The organism is Klebsiella sp. C239 (assembly GCF_048822715.1).
GTDB lineage: Bacteria > Pseudomonadota > Gammaproteobacteria > Enterobacterales > Enterobacteriaceae > Klebsiella > Klebsiella quasipneumoniae.
In genome coordinates, this window is the sequence record NZ_JBMEZK010000012.1 from 1 (window position 1) to 19,058 (window position 19,058).

The following is a 19,058-nucleotide window of genomic DNA, read 5'->3' on the forward strand; positions in this document are numbered from 1 at the left end:
AACCGTCTCTTTTTTCAACAATGCGGCGAGGAATGTCGCAAAAAACCGCCGTTTTGCTGTTTTAACCGACGAAACGGGGCGCCTGGTGGCATACTGTTAGTGTAGAAAAAAGAAAGGAACGGCATTTATGTCTTTAAGCGCACAGCAACTGGCGGCACAAAAGAACATCTCCTGGGTACTGGCCGAGAAGCTCGCCCAAAAGATACTGACTGGCGAATATCAGCCGGAAAGCATTCTTCCCGGCGAAATGGAGTTAGGGGAGCAGTTCGGCGTGAGTCGTACCGCCGTCCGCGAAGCGGTGAAGACGCTGACTGCAAAAGGCATGCTGCTGCCCCGCCCTCGCATTGGCACCCGGGTAATGCCGCGCAGCAGCTGGAACTTTCTGGATAAGGAACTACTCTCCTGGTGGCTCACGGAAGACAACTTCGAAGAGGTGGTGAGCCACTTTCTCGTCATGCGCAGCAGCCTGGAGCCACAGGCCTGTTTCCTCGCCGCCGCCCACGGCACCGCGGAGCAGAAAGCGCAGCTCAATACCCTTATGGAAGAGATGATTGCCCTGAAACGTCATTTTCAGCGCGATCGCTGGATAGACGTCGATATGGCCTGGCATGAACATATCTATGAAATGAGCGGCAATCCTTTCCTCAGCTCATTCGCTTCTTTATTTCATTCCGTCTACCACACCTACTTCACGTCGATTACGCAAAATGAAGTCGTGAAGCTCGATCTCCACCAGGCGATCGTCGATGCCATTCTCAATAGCGATGCGCCAGGTGCCTTGCTCGCCTGCCAGGCGCTGCTGAACGCCCCACACCACGTAAATCAATAACAAGGATTTGGCATGAGCGGAAAAAAAGGGCGCAGCATGGCTGGCCTGCCGTGGATCGCGGCGATGGCCTTCTTTATGCAGGCGCTGGATGCCACTATTCTTAACACCGCCCTCCCGGCTATCGCCCACAGTCTTGATCGTTCTCCCTTAGCGATGCAGTCGGCCATCATCAGCTATACGCTGACGGTGGCGATGTTGATCCCGGTCAGCGGCTGGCTGGCCGATCGCTTCGGCACGCGCCGGGTCTTTATCATCGCCGTTAGCCTGTTTACTCTCGGCTCCCTCGCCTGCGCGCTCTCGAGTTCATTAACGGAGCTGGTCATTTTTCGCGTTATTCAGGGGGTCGGCGGGGCGATGATGATGCCGGTGGCGAGGCTAGCCCTCCTGCGCGCCTATCCGCGCAGCGAACTGCTGCCGGTACTGAACTTTGTCACCATGCCGGGACTGGTAGGACCGATTCTGGGCCCGGTTCTCGGCGGGGTATTTGTGACCTGGGCCAGCTGGCATTGGATTTTCCTGATAAACATTCCCATCGGCGTGATCGGCATTCTGTATGCCCGTAAATATATGCCAAATTTCACAACGCCGCGCCGACGCTTCGATATAACCGGTTTTCTGTTATTTGGCTTAAGCCTGGTGTTATTTTCCAGCGGTATTGAACTGTTTGGCGAAAAAATCGTGGCGACATGGCTGGCGCTGGCGGTGATCGCCGTCAGTCTGATACTGCTCCTGGCCTATGTCCGTCACGCGCGCCGCCATCCTGCGCCGCTGATCTCGCTCTCTTTATTTAAGACCCATACGTTCTCGGTCGGCATTGCCGGCAACCTTGCCACGCGGTTGGGTACCGGCTGCGTACCTTTTCTGATGCCGCTCATGCTGCAGGTTGGCTTTGGCTATCCGGCCATTATCGCCGGCTGTATGATCGCCCCCACCGCTATCGGCTCGATTATTGCGAAATCTACCGTTACCCAGGTGCTGCGCTGGTTTGGCTATCGTAAGACCCTGGTGGGGATCACCGTGTTTATTGGCCTTATGATTGCCCAGTTCTCGCTGCAGTCGCCAGAAATGCCGCTGTGGATGCTGCTTCTGCCGCTGTTCGTGCTGGGGATGGCGATGTCCACGCAGTTTACCGCCATGAATACCATTACCCTGGCCGATCTGACGGATGACAATGCCAGCAGCGGTAATAGCCTGCTGGCAGTCACCCAGCAGCTTTCCATCAGTCTCGGAGTGGCCATCAGCGCTGCGGTGCTGCGCTTCTATGAAGGTTTTGACAGCGCCAGCACCGTAGAGCAGTTTCACTACACCTTTATTACCATGGGCGTGATAACCATCGTGTCGGCGCTGATGTTTATGCTGTTGAGAGCGAAGGATGGCCGCAACCTGATTAGCGAGCGGCACAAACGCTAAGCGGAGCCGCGGACCACCAGCTCCGGGGTTAACTGTACGCGCTGCTGTTTTTGCTGCGGGTCGGCCATGCGATGGATCAGCACGTCGATGGCCAGTTCCCCCAGCTCATCTTTCGGCTGGTGAATGGTGGTTAACGGCGGCGTCATATAGCGAGCCAGTTCAATATCATCGTAACCCACCAGCGCCATATCCTGCGGGATCTGCAACCCGGCCTGGTATAACGCCTGATAAGCGCCAACCGCCATGGCGTCGTTACCGACAAACACCGCCTGCGGCCGCTGCGGCAACGCCAGCAGCTGCTGCATCGCGCTAAATCCGCCGCCAAACTCAAAATCACTGGTCACCACGTATCCCTCGGCTACGGGCAGACCGCAGCGCGCCATCGCGGCATGGTAACCTTCAAGGCGCAGACGCGCCGGGGTTTTATCCAGCGGGCCGGCAATGCAGGCTATGTGTGAATACCCTTGATCGATCAGGTACTGGGTCGCCATATCGCCACCGAGCAGTGAGTTATCCTGAATCAGATCGCTATCGCCATCAAACGGCGCCCAGTCCATCATGACCGTCGGAACCGACGGATAGCGCTGCATAATTTCCGGGGAGGGTTGGTGGGTCTCAGTGCACAGCAGCAGTAATCCATCGACGCGTTTTTGCATTAACGTCTCCAGATTACGATTCATTCGCTGCTCATCACCTTCCGTATTACAGAGTACGAGACTATAACCCCGCTCAAAGCAGCTGCGCTCCACGCCCCGCACTAGCTCGGAATAAAACGGATTGGTACTGGCGGTGATCAGCATGCCGATGGTGCGGGTTTGATTAAGCTTGAGGCTACGCGCCAGCGCCGAGGGGGCGTAGTTGAGGCTTTTGATCGCGGCGTCGACTTTGGCGGTAATCGCCTCGCTGACAAAGCGGTCCTTATTGATGACGTGTGACACCGTCGATGTGGAAACGCCCGCGACGCGGGCCACATCTTTCATCGTAGCCAAGCATTACCCCTGTTGCGCTAAAAATTCATCAATCTCTGTGCGCCACGGCACGGAAGGCTGCGCGCCTTTGCGAGTCACGGCAATCGCCGCCGCGGCATGCGCAAAGCGGATCGCCTCCGGCAGGGCGGTCCCTTCCAGCAGCGCGGTCACCAGCGCGCCGTTGAAAGTGTCGCCGGCCGCGATAGTATCAATAGCCTGCACGCGAAACCCTGGGATCCGGCGGCTTTCGCCTTCGGCACTGAGCCAGACGCCGCGACTGCCGAGGGTGATCATTACCGTACCAATGCCTTTGGCATGCAGCACGTCGGCGGCTTTTGCCGCATCCTCGTCACTCTCAACGCGAATCCCCGTCAGCTTTTCCGCTTCGGTTTCGTTGGGGGTAATGATATCCACCAGCGCCAGCAGTTCATCGGACAGTTCACGCGCTGGCGCGGGATTAAGCACCACGGTGGTCTGATGGTGATGGGCGATTTTCGCCGCCGCCAGCACGCTCTCCAGCGGCGACTCGAGCTGCATCAACAACGCCTGCGCGCTGGCGATCCGCTCTTTTTCCGCCTCTACCTGAGCGACGGATAAGGCCGCATTGGCGCCGGCATGAATACCGATGACATTCTCACCTTCGGCGTTAACGAAGATTAACGCCACGCCGGTTGCTTCCCCGGCGACCGCGCGCACAGGCGCCACATCGATTTTATCGCTCGCCAGCTGGCGACGGATGCGTTCACCGATGTCGTCATCGCCGGTGCAGGCGATAAACGCGATATCCGCCCCGCTGCGCCCGGCGGCCACCGCCTGGTTGGCCCCTTTACCACCGAACGCCAGCTGGTAGTGGTTGCCGGTGACGGTTTCACCCGGCGTCGGGAAAGCGTCAAGGTTGAGAATGTGATCGGCATTGATGCTGCCAAGGACGACAAGTTTGCCTGCAGTTTTCATCGTTTCTGTTCCCGGGAAAGCGCGCCACCGGGATCCGGTGGCGCATGCCCTGCTTTTCTTTTTTTATATTGTCCCTCGGACCGTTGCCAGTCCGAATCGCATATTACTGCTTAACGACCAGCTTCAGCTCAACCGGGTAGTTAGCTTCCACTTTTTCGCCCTTCAGTACCTTATCAGCAGTCTCAACGCCTTTCGCGCCGATCTGCTCCGGCAACTGTGCGACGGTCGCCGCCAGTTTGCCACTGTTTACTGCTTTTTCGCCATCCGGAGTGCCGTCAAATCCAACCACCATCACATCGGACTTGCCTGCGGTCTGCAGCGCGCGCAGAGCGCCGAGCGCCATTTCATCATTCTGCGCGAACACCGCCTGGACGTCAGGATGGGCGGTCAGCAGGTTCTGCATCACGTTCAGCCCTTTGGTACGGTCGAAATCGGCCGGCTGGCTGGCCAGAATGTTGAACTTGTGCGCCGCCACGGCCTGTTTGAAGCCTTCGCCGCGCTCACGCGCCGCGGAAGTCCCGGCAATGCCCTGCAGCTCAATGACTTTCGCACTTTCACCCAGCTTTTTCGCAATGTAATCGCCCGCCATTTTTCCGCCCTGCACGTTGTCAGAGGCGATGTGGCTCACGACATCGCCTTTTGTCGCCTGACGGTCGAGGGTGATGACCGGGATTTTCGCCTGGTTCGCCATCTTCACGGCATTGCCGACGGCATCAGAGTCGGTTGGGTTGATCAGCAACAGCTTCGCGCCGCGCACCGTTAAATCCTGAACGTTAGCCAGCTCTTTCGCCGGGTTGTTCTGGGAATCGAGCACCACCAGGTTGTAGCCCAGTTTGTCAGCTTCTTTTTGCGCGCCGTCTTTCAGCGACACGAAGAAGGGATTGTTGAGAGTAGAGATAACCAGAGCGATGGTGTCTTTGGCCATCGCGTTCGCGCTAACGGTCGCACTTAGCGCAACAGCAGAGACCAGGGTCGCCAGTTTTTTCATATTCATAGTTAAGATGTCCTGTAGAGTTCTCAGTTACTGCTTTTTGTTATCTACCAGTACCGCCAGCAAAATCACCACCGCTTTAACGATCATCTGGTAATAGGAAGAAACGCCTAAAAGGTTCAAACCATTATTCAGGAAGCCAAGGATCAGCGCGCCAATCAGCGTGCCGACAATGCGTCCTTTGCCGCCCGCCAGACTGGTGCCGCCGAGCACGACTGCCGCAATGGCGTCCAGCTCATAGCCTGTCCCGGCCGTCGGCTGCGCGGAGGAGAGGCGCGCCACTTCGATAATCCCGGCCAGCGACGCCAGGATCCCGCACAACGCGTAGACGATAATTTTGACTTTATTGACGCTAATCCCGGACAGGCGCGTCGCCGCCTCATTACCGCCAAGGGCGTAGATATAACGACCCAGGCGAGTATGGTGCAGCATGTACCAGGCCGCCAGGAAGACAATCGCCATGATCCATACCGGCGTCGGGATCCCCAGCGGACGCCCGATACCAAACCAGCCGAACAGATCGGCATTATCGCTAAAGCCGGTATTGATCGGGCTGCCGTTGGTGTACACCATGGTCACGCCGCGCAGCAGCAGCATCATCACCAGGGTGGCGATGAAAGCCTGCACGCGGCCTTTCGCCACAATCACCCCGGTGACTGCGCCGATCGCCGCACCTAATGCGAGGGCAGCAGCGACCGCCACCAACGCATTCACTTCAATGCCAACGATCGACGCCGCCACCGCGCCGGTGAGCGCCAACAGGGAACCGACGGACAGGTCGATCCCCGAGGTCAGTATGACCAGCGTCATCCCTACCGCCATAATGGCGTTAACGGAGGTCTGCTGCAGAATATTGAACAGGTTATTGACGGTAAAAAAGTTGGGGCTCATGGTCGATACCACCGCGATCAGCACCAGCAGGGCAATCAGCGATTTTTGCTCCATCAGCCACGCTTTCGTGAAATAACGGCGACCAGAAACAGCCTGGGTTGTCATCTTTCTTACTCCTGATTCACACGGTTAAGCTTGCCCACAGCGGCAGCCATCAATACTTCCTGGGTGGCCTGCTCGCGTGTGAATTCACCGCCGAGATGCCCTTCATGCATCACTATGATGCGATCGCTCATGCCCAACACTTCCGGCATCTCGGAGGAGACCAGAATGATGCTCAGGCCATCGGCTTTGAACTGATTGATAAGCTGGTAGATCTCTTTCTTCGCCCCAACGTCGACGCCACGGGTCGGCTCATCGAGGATCAGGACCTTCGGCCGGGTCATCAGCCCGCGGGCGATGGCGACCTTTTGCTGGTTGCCGCCGGAGAGCAGGCCGATCGCCTGCTCCATGGACGGCGTTTTCACGTTAAACAGCCGGATGAAATCACTGACCGCCTGCTGTTCATCTTTATGCTTGAGACTCCCCCCCGTCCGGCTGAAGTAGCGCAGGGCGGTCAGGGACATGTTTTCTTTTACCGACATCCCGAGCACTAAGCCGTCACGCTTACGGTCTTCGGAGATATAGACAATGCCGTTCGCCAGACCATCCTGCGGCGAACGGGTCACCACTTCGTGACCGTCGAGCGTCACGGAGCCGCTGCTGCGCGGCAGCGCGCCATACAACACTTTCATCAGCTCGGTCCGCCCGGCGCCCATCAGCCCGGCGACACCGAGGATTTCCCCCTGGCGCAGGGTAAAGGTCACGTTTTCCACGCCCGGGCCGCAGAGATTATCGACTTTCAGGCGCACCGCGCCCGGCGCCTTAGCCAGATGCGGATACTGATCTTCCAGCTTCCGGCCAACCATCATTTCAATCAGACGGTCTTCATCCAGCGAGGAGACCTCGCGTTCGGCAATAAACTGCCCGTCGCGGAACACGGTCACGTCGTCGCAAATCTCGAAGATCTCTTTCATGCGGTGGGAGATGTAGACGATGCCGCGCCCCTGCGATTTCAGTTCGCGGATCACACGGAACAGCGATTCGGTTTCGGTATCGGTCAGCGCGTCGGTCGGTTCATCCATAATGATGACCTTCGACTCGAAGCTCAGCACTTTGGCGATCTCCACCATTTGCTGATCGCCAATCGACAGATCGCCCACCAGCTTCTGGCTGGTAAAACGGAGATTCAGCTTCGCCAGCAGCTTGTCGGCTTCGGCATACATCCGCTTCCAGTCGATTTTGCCAAAGCGGTTAACGAATTCGCGGCCGAGGAAGATGTTCTCGGCGATCGTCAACTGCGGGATCAGGTTCAGCTCCTGATGGATAATGCCGATCCCGGCTTCCTGGGAAGATTTTGGGCCGCTAAAGGTGGTCTCTTTGCCCAACCACAATAAAGCGCCAGCATCACGGGTATAGATCCCGGTCAGCACTTTCATCATGGTGGATTTACCGGCGCCGTTCTCACCCACCAGCGCCATCACCCGGCCAGGGTAGACATTCAGCGAGGCGCCGGAGAGCGCCTTGACGCCAGGGAACGCTTTATCGATCCCTTTCAGTTGCAATAAGGCTTCCATGACGGCGATCTCAGAAGGTGACGCCGGCACAGAGAATGATATTCGCAAACGGGGAACACTCCCCGCTGCGAATTACCGCCTGACTGTCTGCGGTTTGTTTTTTGAACTGCTCATGACTGGTGTAACGAATTTCAATGGTGTTTCCCTGGTGCTGCTGCAGCTGCTCAAGATGGTTGAGCAACGTCGCGTGGAGCTGCGGATTATGCGTCTTAATTTCCTCCGCGATGACAGCCGCTTCAACCTGCATTTCCGTCGTCACCACTTCCAGAACCTGCATAAATGAAGGTACGCCCTGGGTCAACGCCATATCGATGCGCGCGCTGCTGCGGGGAACCGGTAATCCGGCATCGCAGACCACCAGCGTATCGGTGTGGCCCAGGCGGGAGATAACCGCGGAAATATCAGCGTTAAGTACGGTGCCTTTTTTCATTTTTTCTCTTTTGCTCCACTAGCGAAACGTTTCGCTAAAATAATTATTATCAATGCGTGAGCAGAAAACCATCACCAGAAGAGAGAAATGTGATCGCTATCGAAACGTTTCGCGAGACAGCGACAGGAGATGACAGCCGGAGTGAGAAACAAAAAGCCCTTCGCAATGGAAGGGCTTTTTTGACATCAGATTTCGACCTGAGTACCGAGCTCGATAACCCGGTTTGGCGGGATTTCAAACTGATCCGGCGCGCGCAGGGCGTTACGCTGCAGCAACAGATAAAGCTTGCCGCGCAGGCGCAGATACCACGGTCGTTTGCCGATAATCAGCGACTCATGGGACATAAAGAACGAGGTCTCCATCATCCGGCAGCTGAGTCCTTCCAGGCCACAGCGATGGAACACCTCTTCGACATTTGGCGTTTCCCGCCAGCCGTAGCTGGCCACCACCCGCCAGAACGAGGGCGAAAGCTGCTCAATCTGCACCCGGCGAACGTTATGCACGTAAGGCGCGTCTTCGGTGCGCAGGGTCAGGAGGATCACTCGCTCATGCAGCACCTTGTTGTGCTTCAGGTTATGCAGCAGGGCAAACGGGATCACGTTCAGGGCGCGGGACATATACACCGCAGTACCCGGCACGCGCACCGGCGGCGATTTCTCCAGCGAAGAGATCATCGCCTCCAGCGAGTTGCCGTGCTCGTGCATTCGACGCAGCAGGCGGAAACGCTCGCTCTTCCAGGTGGTCATCACCGTAAACATCACCAGACCCAGCGACAACGGCAGCCAGCCGCCGGAGACAATCTTATCGAGGTTCGCCGAGAACAGCGGAACATCAATGCACAGGAAGGCCACCAGCATCAGCCCAACGAACAGTTTATTCCAGTGCCAGTTTTTGCGCGCCACCGTTGCCGACAGGATGGAGGTCAGCACCATGGTCCCCGTGACCGCGATACCGTACGCCGCCGCCAGGTTAGACGAATGTTCGAAGCTGACGATGACGATCACTACCGAGACATACAGCAGCCAGTTAATGAACGGGATATAGATCTGGCCGGACTCCATTTCCGAGGTGTGGATGATGCGCATCGGCGACAGATAGCCCAGACGCACCGCCTGACGGGTTAAGGAGAAGACCCCCGAGATCACCGCCTGCGAGGCGATAACCGTCGCCAGTGTGGCGATAATCAGCATCGGGATCAGCGCCCACTCCGGCGCCAGCAGGAAGAACGGGTTTTTAATCGCTTCCGGATGCTTAAGCAGCAATGCCCCCTGGCCAAAATAGTTCAGCACCAGCGAAGGCAGCACGACGGAGAACCAGGCGACACGGATCGGCAGTTTGCCGAAGTGCCCCATATCGGCGTACAGCGCTTCCACCCCGGTAATCGACAGCACCACCGCGCCAAGCGCAATAAAGGAAACCGTTTTGTACTGCAGGAAGAAGTGCACCGCCCAGTAGGGGTTTAGCGCCTGCAGAACTTCCGGGTTAGCGTAAATGCTTCGCGCGCCAAGCACCGCCAGCAGCAAGAACCAGATCAGCATAATCGGCGCAAACAGCTTGCCGACCATCCCGGTCCCGTGCTTCTGGATCATAAACAGCAGGGTAAGCACGATAATGGAGATCGGCACAATCCAGCTATCGAGCTGCGGAGCGATAATTTCTAACCCCTCTATCGCCGACATCACCGAAATCGCCGGGGTAATCACCACTTCGCCATAGAAGAAACTGCCGCCGATCAGGCCGAGGATCACCAGCACAGAGGTCATCCGCGCCGAGGTATTGCGTCCGGCCAGCGACATCAGCGTTAAGATCCCGCCTTCCCCGGCGTTATCCGCCCGCATCACGAAGGTGATGTATTTAATCGATACGGTAAAGATTAACAGCCAGAAAATCAGCGACAAAAAGCCAAAAACGGCATCGCGCTCAACGCCAAAGCCAAACTGACCTGACAGGCATTCACGCAGGGTATACAGTGGACTGGTACCGATATCACCGTACACCACGCCGATGGCCGCCAGCGTTAACGCCGGCAACGATTGTTTATTATCAGTGCTCATAGACTAGTCTTTTCGTTTATAAAACAAATGTGTGCCTAGTCCCTTGGCCCACAAAAAGCGCACAGTATGCACGATTATTTGTGAAATCGTACCCCTAACAGACACCATATTAACCTGGCTCAAAAAAAATAAATCGATTCTTCAGGCTATTACCGCCCCTGCTCTAACATCTATACTCGTCCCAATAACGATACATGACAAAGCACGCAACTCAATTATGGCTCAAACACATTTACTGGCTGAAAGAATTTCCCGACTCAGCACGGCACTCGAAAAAGGACTCTTTGAACGCAGCCACGCGATACGCCTGTGCCTGCTGGCGGCGCTCAGCGGCGAGAGCGTATTTTTGCTCGGTCCGCCGGGGATCGCCAAAAGCCTGATTGCCCGCCGCCTCAAGTTCGCCTTCCAGCAGGCGCGCGCTTTTGAATACCTGATGACCCGCTTTTCCACCCCGGAAGAGGTTTTTGGCCCGCTGTCCATTCAGGCGCTGAAAGATGAAGGCCGCTACGAGCGTTTAACCGCCGGTTACCTGCCGGAAGCAGAAATCGTGTTCCTCGATGAAATATGGAAAGCGGGGCCGGCTATCCTCAACACCCTGCTGACGGCGATTAACGAACGTCACTTCCGCAACGGCGCTCACGAAGAGAAAATCCCGATGCGCCTGCTGGTGGCCGCCTCGAACGAACTGCCCGAAGCCGACAGCAGCCTGGAAGCGCTGTATGACCGAATGCTGATCCGTCTGTGGCTCGATAAAGTACAGGATAAAGGTAATTTCCGTTCGATGCTGGTCAGCCAGCAGGATGAAAACAGCAATCCGGTGCCCAGCGCGCTGCAGGTTAGCGATGAAGAGTTTACGCAATGGCAGCAGCAGATCGGCAATATCAAACTGCCGGACGCGGTGTTTGAGCTGATATTCCAGCTGCGCCAGCAGCTGGATGCCCTGCCAAACGCGCCATACGTTTCGGATCGCCGCTGGAAAAAGGCTATTCGCCTGCTGCAGGCCAGCGCCTTCTTCAGCGGCCGCGACAGCATCGCGCCGATAGATCTTATCCTGCTGAAAGATTGTCTGTGGCACAACGTCGAGAGCATGAACCTGATGTCGCAGCAGTTGGAAACGCTGATGACCTGCCACGCCTGGCAGCAGCAGGCAATGCTGACGCGGCTCGGGGCGATTGTGCAGCGACGCATTCAGATCCAACAGCAGCAAAGTGACAAAACGGCGCTAAAGGTCACCCGCCTTGGCGGCATGTTTAGCCGCAAGCCGCACTATGAGCTGCCGGCGGAGATCCAGGGGACCAGCCTGACCCTGCTGCTGCAGCAGCCGCTCAAACTCCACGATATGGAAGTGATCCACATTACTTTTGAGCGCGAGGCGTTAGCCAGTTGGCTGGAAAAGGGCGGCGAAATCCGCGGCAAGCTCAACGGGATCGGCTTTGCCCAACTGCTCAATATGGATGTCGATACCAGCCAGCATCTGGTTGTTCGCGACGTCAGCCTGCAGGGCTCACGCCTCTCGCTGCCCGGCAGCGCGTCGCAGGAAAACATGCCGGCGGAAATTCGCCAGCAGCTGGAGGCGCTGGACGATGAGTGGCACCAGCAACATAACCGCTTCAGCGAGCAGCAGAAGTGCCTGTTTATCCCGGTCGAGTGGCTGGGAAGAATCGAAGCCAGCCTGCAGGACGTCGGCGCGCAGATTAAACAGGCGAAGCAGCCATGACGCTCGATATGCTGAATGTCATGCTGGCAGTCAGCGAAGAGGGAATGATCGAGGAGATGCTGCTGGCGCTGCTGGCCTCTCCGCAGCTGGCGGTTTTCTTTGAGAAATTTCCCCGCCTGAAAAACATCATCGCGGCGGATATTCCGCGCTGGCGGGAAGCCGTTCGCGCCCGCTTAAAAGAGGTTAACGTCCCGCCGGATCTGGACGCCGAGGTGCAAACCTATCAGCAGGCTCAGCTGCTCTCTACCTCGCAGTTTATCGTCCAGCTGCCGCAGATCCTCGGCAAGCTACACCAGCTCCAGTCCCCTTTTGCCGCCCAGGCGCAGAAGCTGGTGGACGACAATGCGACCTTTACCCCGGCGCTGCATACGCTGTTTTTACAGCGCTGGCGCCTGAGCCTGGTGGTGCAAGCCACCAGCCTTAACCAGCAGCTGCTGGATGAGGAGCGCGATCAGTTGCTCAGCGAGGTCCAGGAACGAATGACGCTCAGCGGTCAGCTCGATCCGGTGCTGGCTGAGAATGACACCGCCGCCGGACGCCTGTGGGATATGAGCGCCGGCGAACTCAAACGTGGCGACTATCAGCTGATCGTGCGCTATGGCGATTTTCTTAACCAGCAGCCGGAGCTACTGCAGCTGGCGGAACAGCTGGGGCGCTCACGGGAAGCGAAATCCGTGCCGAAGAAAGACGCGCCGATGGAGACCTTCCGTAGCCTGGTGCGCGAGCCAGCGACGGTGCCGGAACAGGTCGACGGCCTCCAGCAGAGCGATGACATTCTGCGCCTGCTGCCGCCGGAGCTGGCGACGCTCGGCATCACGGAGCTGGAGTTTGAATTTTATCGCAAGCTGGTGGAGAAACAGCTCCTGACTTACCGGCTGCACGGCGACGCCTGGCGCGAAAAAATCACCGAACGCCCGGTGACGCGGCAGGATTTTGATGAACAGCCGCGCGGGCCCTTTATTGTCTGCGTCGATACGTCAGGATCGATGGGCGGTTTTAACGAGCAGTGCGCCAAAGCCTTTTGTCTGGCCCTGATGCGCGTCGCGCTAGCGGATAACCGCCGCTGCTTTATTATGCTGTTCTCCAGCGAAGTGGTGCACTACGAACTGACCTGCGAGGGCGGCCTGGAGCAGGCGATCCGCTTTCTGAGCCAGCGCTTTCGCGGCGGCACCGATCTGGCCAGCTGTTTTCGCGCCATTATTGAACGTCTGCAAAACCCGCAGTGGGTGGATGCGGATGCCGTGGTGATCTCCGACTTTATTGCCCAGCGGTTGCCGGATGAGGTGATTGCTCAGGTGGGGGAGTTACAGCGAAAGCATCAGCACCGTTTTCACGCGGTGGCGATGTCGGTACACGGCAAACCCGGCATCATGCGCATCTTCGATCATATCTGGCGCTTTGATACCGGGTTGCGTAGCCGCCTGCTGCGACGCTGGCGGCGCTAATCGTTACAGCAGCGCGGAAACGCTTTCGCGAACCTGTGCCGGCCATACGCCGCACTGCACCTGGCCGATATGGTCGAGCTGCAGCAACAGCATCGTCAGCCGAGACTGGCCAATGCCGCCGCCGATAGTCTGCGGCATCTCGCCGCGCAGCAGCGCCTGGTGCCACTCCAGTTTCAGGCGATCTTCATCGCCGGTCAGCGCCAGCTGGCGTTTCAGCGCCGCGGCGTCAACGCGGATCCCCATTGAGGAGATCTCGAACGCATCTTCCAGCACGGGGTTCCACACCAGGATATCGCCGTTCAGTCCGGCAAAGCCTTCAGAAACCTCAGTGCTCCAGTCATCATAGTCCGGCGCACGTACATCATGGCGCTTGCCATCAGAGAGTTTGCCGCCGATGCCGATTAAGAAGACGGCGCCCAGCTCTTTAGCAATCGCTCGCTCGCGGCCCTTGGCATCAAGATCCGGATAGCGACTCAGCAGCGCCTGGCTGTGAACAAAGTGGATCTGTTCCGGCAGGAACGGCGTCAGGCCAAATTCCTGGCTGACCGCCAGCTCGGTGGCTTTGATCCCGGCGTAAATCGCTTCGACGGTCGCCTTCAGCGTGCCGACGTGGCGCTCTTCATCCCCCATCACCCGCTCCCAGTCCCACTGGTCGACATAGACGGAATGGATCGGCGTCAGACGGTCTTCATCGGGGCGAAGGGCCTTCATGTGCGTGTACAGCCCTTCGCCCGCGCTGAAGTCGTGTTGTCCCAGGGTTTGACGCTTCCACTTCGCCAGCGAATGCACCACTTCGAACTGGGCGTCGGGCAGTGTTTTCACTTTCACCTGAACCGCTTTCTCACAGCCGGACAAGTTATCCTGCGTCCCATCGCCCACGCGGCTTAAGATTGGCGCCTGGACTTCAATCAGGCCAAGCTTCTCTTCCAGCTGACGGGAAAAGTGGGATTTAACGAAACTGATCTGGCGTTGTTTTGCGATATATGCGGTTTTCATTTTTATGACTCCTGCGTCCTGTTGCCATTGATTAAGCAACAAAACAGGCCACCAATACAATAATCAATCAATAAAAAGGCTCATCAACTTTTAATTCATCAAAATATGGCGCTAAAATAGTAAGAACCCTCAAACTTCATAAGAAAAAGATATGGAAAATTATCAGATCGACAATCTGGACCGCGGCATTCTCGATGCGCTAATGGCCAACGCCCGTACCGCCTATGCCGAACTGGCCAAACAGTTCAGCGTCAGCCCCGGCACTATTCATGTACGCGTCGAAAAGATGAAACAGGCGGGCATCATTACCGGCGCGCGCATTGACGTCAGCCCCAAACAGCTGGGCTACGACGTCGGCTGCTTCATCGGCATTATTCTCAAGAGCGCCAAAGACTATCCCTCCGCCCTCGCCCGCCTGGAAAGCCTGGAGGAGGTCACCGAGGCTTACTACACCACCGGCCACTACAGCATCTTTATTAAGGTGATGTGTAAATCCATCGATGCCCTGCAGCAGGTACTTATCAACAAGATCCAAACAATTGATGAAATTCAGTCCACCGAGACCCTGATCGTGCTGCAGAACCCGATCATGCGCACCATTAAGCCCTGATCGTTTTTTTTAATCCCACATTTTTCCACAGGTAGATCCCAGCTCGCTCACAGCGTACAATACGCCACTCTGAACAGTTGAGCGGGCGATCGGCGATCTATGGCAGACATTACACTTATCAGCGGCAGCACCCTGGGCAGTGCGGAATACGTAGCGGAGCATCTGGCGGAAAAGCTGGAAGAAGCAGGCTACAGCACTGAAATCCAGCACGGCCCGCTGGTGGACGATCTGCAGGCGCAGGGGATCTGGTTAGTTATCTCTTCCACCCATGGCGCCGGCGACATTCCCGACAACCTGGTTCCCTTCTATGACGCGCTGCTGGCGCAGCAGGCCGATCTTTCCGCCGTGCGCTTTGGCGCCATCGGGATCGGCAGCCGCGAATACGACACTTTTTGCGGCGCGATCGATAAATTAGAAGCGGCGCTGAAGGCCTGCGGGGCAAAACAGATCGGCGAGACCCTGAAGATCAACGTGCTGGAACATGAAATTCCCGAGGATCCGGCGGAAATTTGGCTGGGATCCTGGAAAAATTTGCTCTGAGAATTGTAAAGATCGTCCGTTCTTCTGTGGATAACCATGCTTAAAAGCTTGGATCAACCGGTAGTTATCCAAAGAATAACCGCAGTACGGTTTTTGAGCTGTGTATAACCCTTCATTCTGATCCCAGCTTATACGGACCAGGATCACCGATCATTCACAGATAGTGATCCTTCTTAAGCTTTTGATCTTACTTCGCGGATCCGACTTATCCACAAAGAGAGTCGATCCTAATAAGAGATCACAATAGAACAGATCTCTATATAAAGATCTTCTTTTTAATACTCAGGATCCCGGAGTCTTTCTCAAAAGACCAAAGCCGAGTAGAATCCACGGCCCGGGCTTCAATCCATTTTCAAACCGCGTTATGCGAGGCAGACCACCATGTTTTATCAGGATCCTTTTGACGTCATTATCATTGGCGGGGGTCATGCAGGCACTGAGGCCGCAATGGCCGCAGCGCGTATGGGTCAACAGACCCTGCTTTTGACACACAATATCGACACGCTGGGGCAGATGAGCTGCAACCCGGCGATTGGCGGCATTGGGAAAGGACACCTGGTAAAAGAAGTGGACGCGCTCGGCGGCCTGATGGGCAAAGCGATCGATCAGGCAGGCATCCAGTTTAGGATACTAAACGCCAGCAAAGGCCCCGCGGTGCGCGCCACTCGCGCCCAGGCTGACCGCGTGCTGTACCGTCAGGCGGTACGCACTGCGCTGGAGAACCAGCCGAATTTGATGATCTTCCAGCAGGCAGTGGAAGATCTGATTGTCGAAAACGATCGCGTCGTAGGCGCAGTCACCCAGATGGGCCTCAAATTCCGTGCCAAAGCGGTGGTGCTGACCGTCGGAACCTTCCTTGACGGCAAAATCCATATTGGTCTGGATAACTACAGCGGCGGACGCGCCGGCGATCCGCCGTCGATCCCGCTGTCTCGTCGTCTGCGTGAACTGCCGCTGCGCGTAAGCCGACTGAAAACCGGGACCCCGCCGCGCATTGACGCGCGCACCATCGATTTCAGCGTGTTGGCTCAACAGCATGGCGATAACCCGATGCCGGTCTTCTCGTTTATGGGATCTGCCGATCAGCATCCGCGTCAGGTGCCGTGCTACATCACCCACACTAACGAGAAAACCCATGACGTGATCCGCAATAACCTCGATCGCAGCCCCATGTACGCTGGGGTGATCGAAGGGATCGGTCCACGCTACTGCCCGTCGATCGAAGACAAAGTCATGCGCTTTGCCGATCGCAACCAGCATCAGATCTTCCTCGAACCGGAAGGCCTGACCTCAAACGAAATTTATCCGAACGGCATCTCCACCAGCCTGCCGTTCGATGTGCAAATGCAAATCGTCCGCTCCATGCAGGGGATGGAAAATGCGCGGATCGTCCGTCCTGGCTACGCTATTGAGTACGACTTCTTCGACCCGCGCGATCTGAAACCGACGCTCGAGAGCAAATTCATTCAGGGTCTGTTCTTCGCCGGTCAGATCAACGGCACTACCGGTTATGAAGAAGCGGCGGCTCAGGGTCTGCTGGCCGGTCTTAACGCTGCTCGCTTCTCGGCGGAAAAAGAGGGCTGGGCGCCGCGTCGCGATCAGGCGTACCTCGGCGTGCTGGTGGATGACCTGTGTACTCTGGGTACCAAAGAACCGTACCGCATGTTTACCTCTCGTGCTGAATATCGTCTGATGCTGCGCGAAGACAACGCCGACCTGCGTCTGACTGAGCAGGGGCGTGAGCTGGGTCTGGTGGATGATGAACGCTGGGCGCGTTACAACGAGAAGCTGGAAAGTATTGAGCGCGAACGCCAGCGCCTGAAATCGACCTGGGTGAACCCGCAGGCTGAGAGCGCTACCGAAGTGAACGCTCACCTGACCGCGCCGCTGTCGCGCGAAGCCAGCGGTGAAGATCTGCTGCGTCGCCCGGAAATGACCTACGAGCAGCTGGTTCAGCTCTCGCCGTTCGCGCCGGGGCTGGAAGATCGGCAGGCGGCTGAGCAGGTTGAGATCCAGGTGAAGTATGAAGGCTATATCGCGCGCCAGCAGGATGAGATCGAGAAACAGCAGCGCAACGAGAATACCTTGTTACCGGCGACACTCGACTACCGTCAGGTCACCGGACTGTCTAATGAAGTGATCGCTAAACTAAACGACCATAAACCGTCGTCGATAGGGCAGGCGTCACGTATTTCCGGGATCACCCCGGCGGCGATCTCTATTTTGCTGGTTTGGTTGAAAAAGCAGGGGATGCTGCGTCGCAGCGCCTGATTGCGGCAGCCTGCCGCGCTGATTTCCCACTTGCATAATCAGCGCTCGCCTTTATCATTCCTGGCCCGGTAAGCGTTAGCGCCTCCGGGCTCATTATTTTTTGAAGGTACTTACCGTGCTCAACAAACTTTCTCGTCTGCTGGATGAAGCGGGTATTTCGCTCACCGATCACCAGAAAAATCAGCTGGTGGCTTACGTCGGGCTGCTCGATAAGTGGAACAAAGCCTATAACCTGACCTCCGTTCGCGATCCAAATGAGATGCTGGTGCGTCATATCCTCGACAGCATCATCGTCGCGCCTTATCTGCAGGGCTCGCGCTTTATCGATGTCGGTACGGGACCGGGGCTGCCGGGGATCCCATTGGCTATCGTGCGCCCGGAGTCGCATTTCACCCTGCTGGACAGCCTTGGCAAACGCGTGCGCTTCCTGCGTCAGGTGCAGCATGAACTGAAGCTGGATAACGTCACGCCGGTGCAGAGCCGCGTGGAAGCTTTCCCGGCCGAGCCGCCGTTTGATGGCGTGATAAGCCGCGCCTTCGCGTCGCTTAATGATATGGTGAGCTGGTGCCATCATTTGCCGGCCGCGAACGGTCACTTCTATGCGCTCAAAGGGTTAGCGCAAAAAGACGAAATGGAAAACCTGCCGGAAGGGTATGCCATAGCCGAGGTCATTGAGCTGCATGTTCCTCAGCTGGAAGGGGAGCGGCACCTGGTGGTGATTACGCCAAAATCGAGTTAATTTTTATCAAAAAATGTGGAAAAAATGTGGCCCATGAATGTTACAAAAATAAAGGTCACCTCCCGTTCTTATCGGGCTGCATTTAACCATGTTTTTACTATGGTTTTTCTTGCGGTTAACTTAGCGTAACTGATTCACTGACAAAATAGTCAACTTTGAAAATATCAGGGTGCTAAAAATCGACAACGATAAACAGCATAGCGATGTTAAATTTTTATTATAAATGTCAATAAAAGGTTTTTATTGTATGTGGGGTTGTTTTAGATAATGTCCTCACTTTTTATCTTGAATATCAAAAACATGAAAAATAGTGTTTTATGTCCTTGATTCATTAAAGGGCGCTCGAAATGTTTATTATGTGATCTAATGCACGCTTTAATTGCCGTGTTTCCACGTTATTTGCAGTTTTGTATGACCGCTCACAGAACGCTGAAATGCACGGAAAGTTGTCCGTTGGAAAATAATTAAACATTTATTCACTATTTTGCTACTTATTGTTTGAAATCACGGGGCGTCACCGTATAATTTGTCCGCTTTTTGATGCTTGACTCTTCGTCTTAAAGGACGTTTTATACGACACGCGACATACCTCAAAGG

General features: G+C 56.3%; 16 protein-coding genes. 8 read left to right on the plus strand and 8 right to left on the minus strand.

Annotation, left to right across the window (positions count from 1 at the left end; genetic code table 11):
• Positions 1-127: 127 nt before the first annotated feature.
• Positions 128-829, plus strand: coding sequence for a FadR/GntR family transcriptional regulator (locus ACOI6Z_RS23625; RefSeq protein WP_023291487.1), 702 nt, complete (start codon positions 128-130; stop codon positions 827-829).
• A gap of 12 nt (positions 830-841) precedes the next feature.
• A complete protein-coding gene (gene mdtD, locus ACOI6Z_RS23630; RefSeq protein ID WP_065813023.1) occupies positions 842-2,239 on the plus strand; it encodes a multidrug transporter subunit MdtD in 1,398 nt (465 codons plus the stop codon).
• Here mdtD and rbsR read toward each other — a convergent pair.
• The 7 genes from rbsR to kup form a co-directional block, all read right to left on the minus strand.
• A complete protein-coding gene (gene rbsR / locus ACOI6Z_RS23635) occupies positions 2,236-3,228 on the minus strand; it encodes a ribose operon transcriptional repressor RbsR (RefSeq protein ID WP_086076398.1) in 993 nt (330 codons plus the stop codon). The two genes, mdtD and rbsR, sit on opposite strands and share 4 nt — an antisense overlap.
• 3 nt (positions 3,229-3,231) lie before the next feature.
• The gene (gene rbsK / locus ACOI6Z_RS23640) at positions 3,232-4,161 is read right to left on the minus strand and encodes a ribokinase (RefSeq protein WP_023291484.1); all 930 of its coding nucleotides are present in this window, start codon (positions 4,159-4,161) and stop codon (positions 3,232-3,234) included.
• A 103-nt stretch (positions 4,162-4,264) separates the two neighbouring features.
• A complete protein-coding gene (rbsB, locus tag ACOI6Z_RS23645; RefSeq protein WP_065813022.1) occupies positions 4,265-5,155 on the minus strand; it encodes a ribose ABC transporter substrate-binding protein RbsB in 891 nt (296 codons plus the stop codon).
• 27 nt (positions 5,156-5,182) lie between these two features.
• A complete protein-coding gene (gene rbsC / locus ACOI6Z_RS23650) occupies positions 5,183-6,148 on the minus strand; it encodes a ribose ABC transporter permease (RefSeq protein ID WP_065813021.1) in 966 nt (321 codons plus the stop codon).
• Between the two features lie 5 nt (positions 6,149-6,153).
• Positions 6,154-7,659, minus strand: a complete 1,506-nt coding sequence (gene rbsA / locus ACOI6Z_RS23655; protein ID WP_023291483.1) for a ribose ABC transporter ATP-binding protein RbsA — start codon at positions 7,657-7,659, stop codon at positions 6,154-6,156.
• A gap of 10 nt (positions 7,660-7,669) precedes the next feature.
• Positions 7,670-8,089 carry a D-ribose pyranase gene (gene rbsD, locus ACOI6Z_RS23660; RefSeq protein WP_004202320.1) on the minus strand — a complete coding sequence of 140 codons (420 nt, stop codon included), beginning with the start codon at positions 8,087-8,089 and terminating at the stop codon, positions 7,670-7,672.
• Positions 8,090-8,274: 185 nt separating this feature from the next.
• On the minus strand, positions 8,275-10,143 hold the full coding sequence (kup, locus tag ACOI6Z_RS23665; protein WP_004202319.1) for a low affinity potassium transporter Kup: 1,869 nt from the start codon (positions 10,141-10,143) through the stop codon (positions 8,275-8,277).
• A gap of 217 nt (positions 10,144-10,360) precedes the next feature.
• On the opposite strand from kup, the gene ravA reads away from it, so the two are divergent.
• Positions 10,361-11,860 carry an ATPase RavA gene (ravA, locus tag ACOI6Z_RS23670; protein ID WP_065813020.1) on the plus strand — a complete coding sequence of 500 codons (1,500 nt, stop codon included), beginning with the start codon at positions 10,361-10,363 and terminating at the stop codon, positions 11,858-11,860.
• Complete coding sequence (viaA, locus tag ACOI6Z_RS23675; protein WP_032454444.1) at positions 11,857-13,305, plus strand: ATPase RavA stimulator ViaA; 1,449 nt, start codon at positions 11,857-11,859, stop codon at positions 13,303-13,305. Before ravA ends, viaA begins: the two co-directional genes overlap by 4 nt.
• A gap of 3 nt (positions 13,306-13,308) precedes the next feature.
• Here viaA and asnA read toward each other — a convergent pair whose 3' ends face one another.
• Positions 13,309-14,301: an aspartate--ammonia ligase gene (gene asnA, locus ACOI6Z_RS23680; protein ID WP_023291478.1), complete on the minus strand. Its 993-nt coding sequence runs from the start codon at positions 14,299-14,301 to the stop codon at positions 13,309-13,311.
• Between the two features lie 151 nt (positions 14,302-14,452).
• On the opposite strand from asnA, the gene asnC reads away from it, so the two are divergent.
• The 4 genes from asnC (at position 14,453) to rsmG (ending at position 18,461) form a co-directional block, all read left to right on the plus strand.
• Positions 14,453-14,911: a transcriptional regulator AsnC gene (gene asnC / locus ACOI6Z_RS23685; RefSeq protein WP_002882510.1), complete on the plus strand. Its 459-nt coding sequence runs from the start codon at positions 14,453-14,455 to the stop codon at positions 14,909-14,911.
• A gap of 99 nt (positions 14,912-15,010) precedes the next feature.
• Positions 15,011-15,451, plus strand: a complete 441-nt coding sequence (gene mioC / locus ACOI6Z_RS23690; RefSeq protein WP_017899651.1) for an FMN-binding protein MioC — start codon at positions 15,011-15,013, stop codon at positions 15,449-15,451.
• 381 nt (positions 15,452-15,832) lie between these two features.
• Complete coding sequence (gene mnmG, locus ACOI6Z_RS23695; RefSeq protein ID WP_044525111.1) at positions 15,833-17,722, plus strand: tRNA uridine-5-carboxymethylaminomethyl(34) synthesis enzyme MnmG; 1,890 nt, start codon at positions 15,833-15,835, stop codon at positions 17,720-17,722.
• Between the two features lie 115 nt (positions 17,723-17,837).
• Positions 17,838-18,461 (plus strand): 16S rRNA (guanine(527)-N(7))-methyltransferase RsmG, encoded by a 624-nt coding sequence (gene rsmG / locus ACOI6Z_RS23700; protein ID WP_044525110.1) that lies wholly within the window; start codon positions 17,838-17,840, stop codon positions 18,459-18,461.
• Positions 18,462-19,058: the final 597 nt, after the last annotated feature.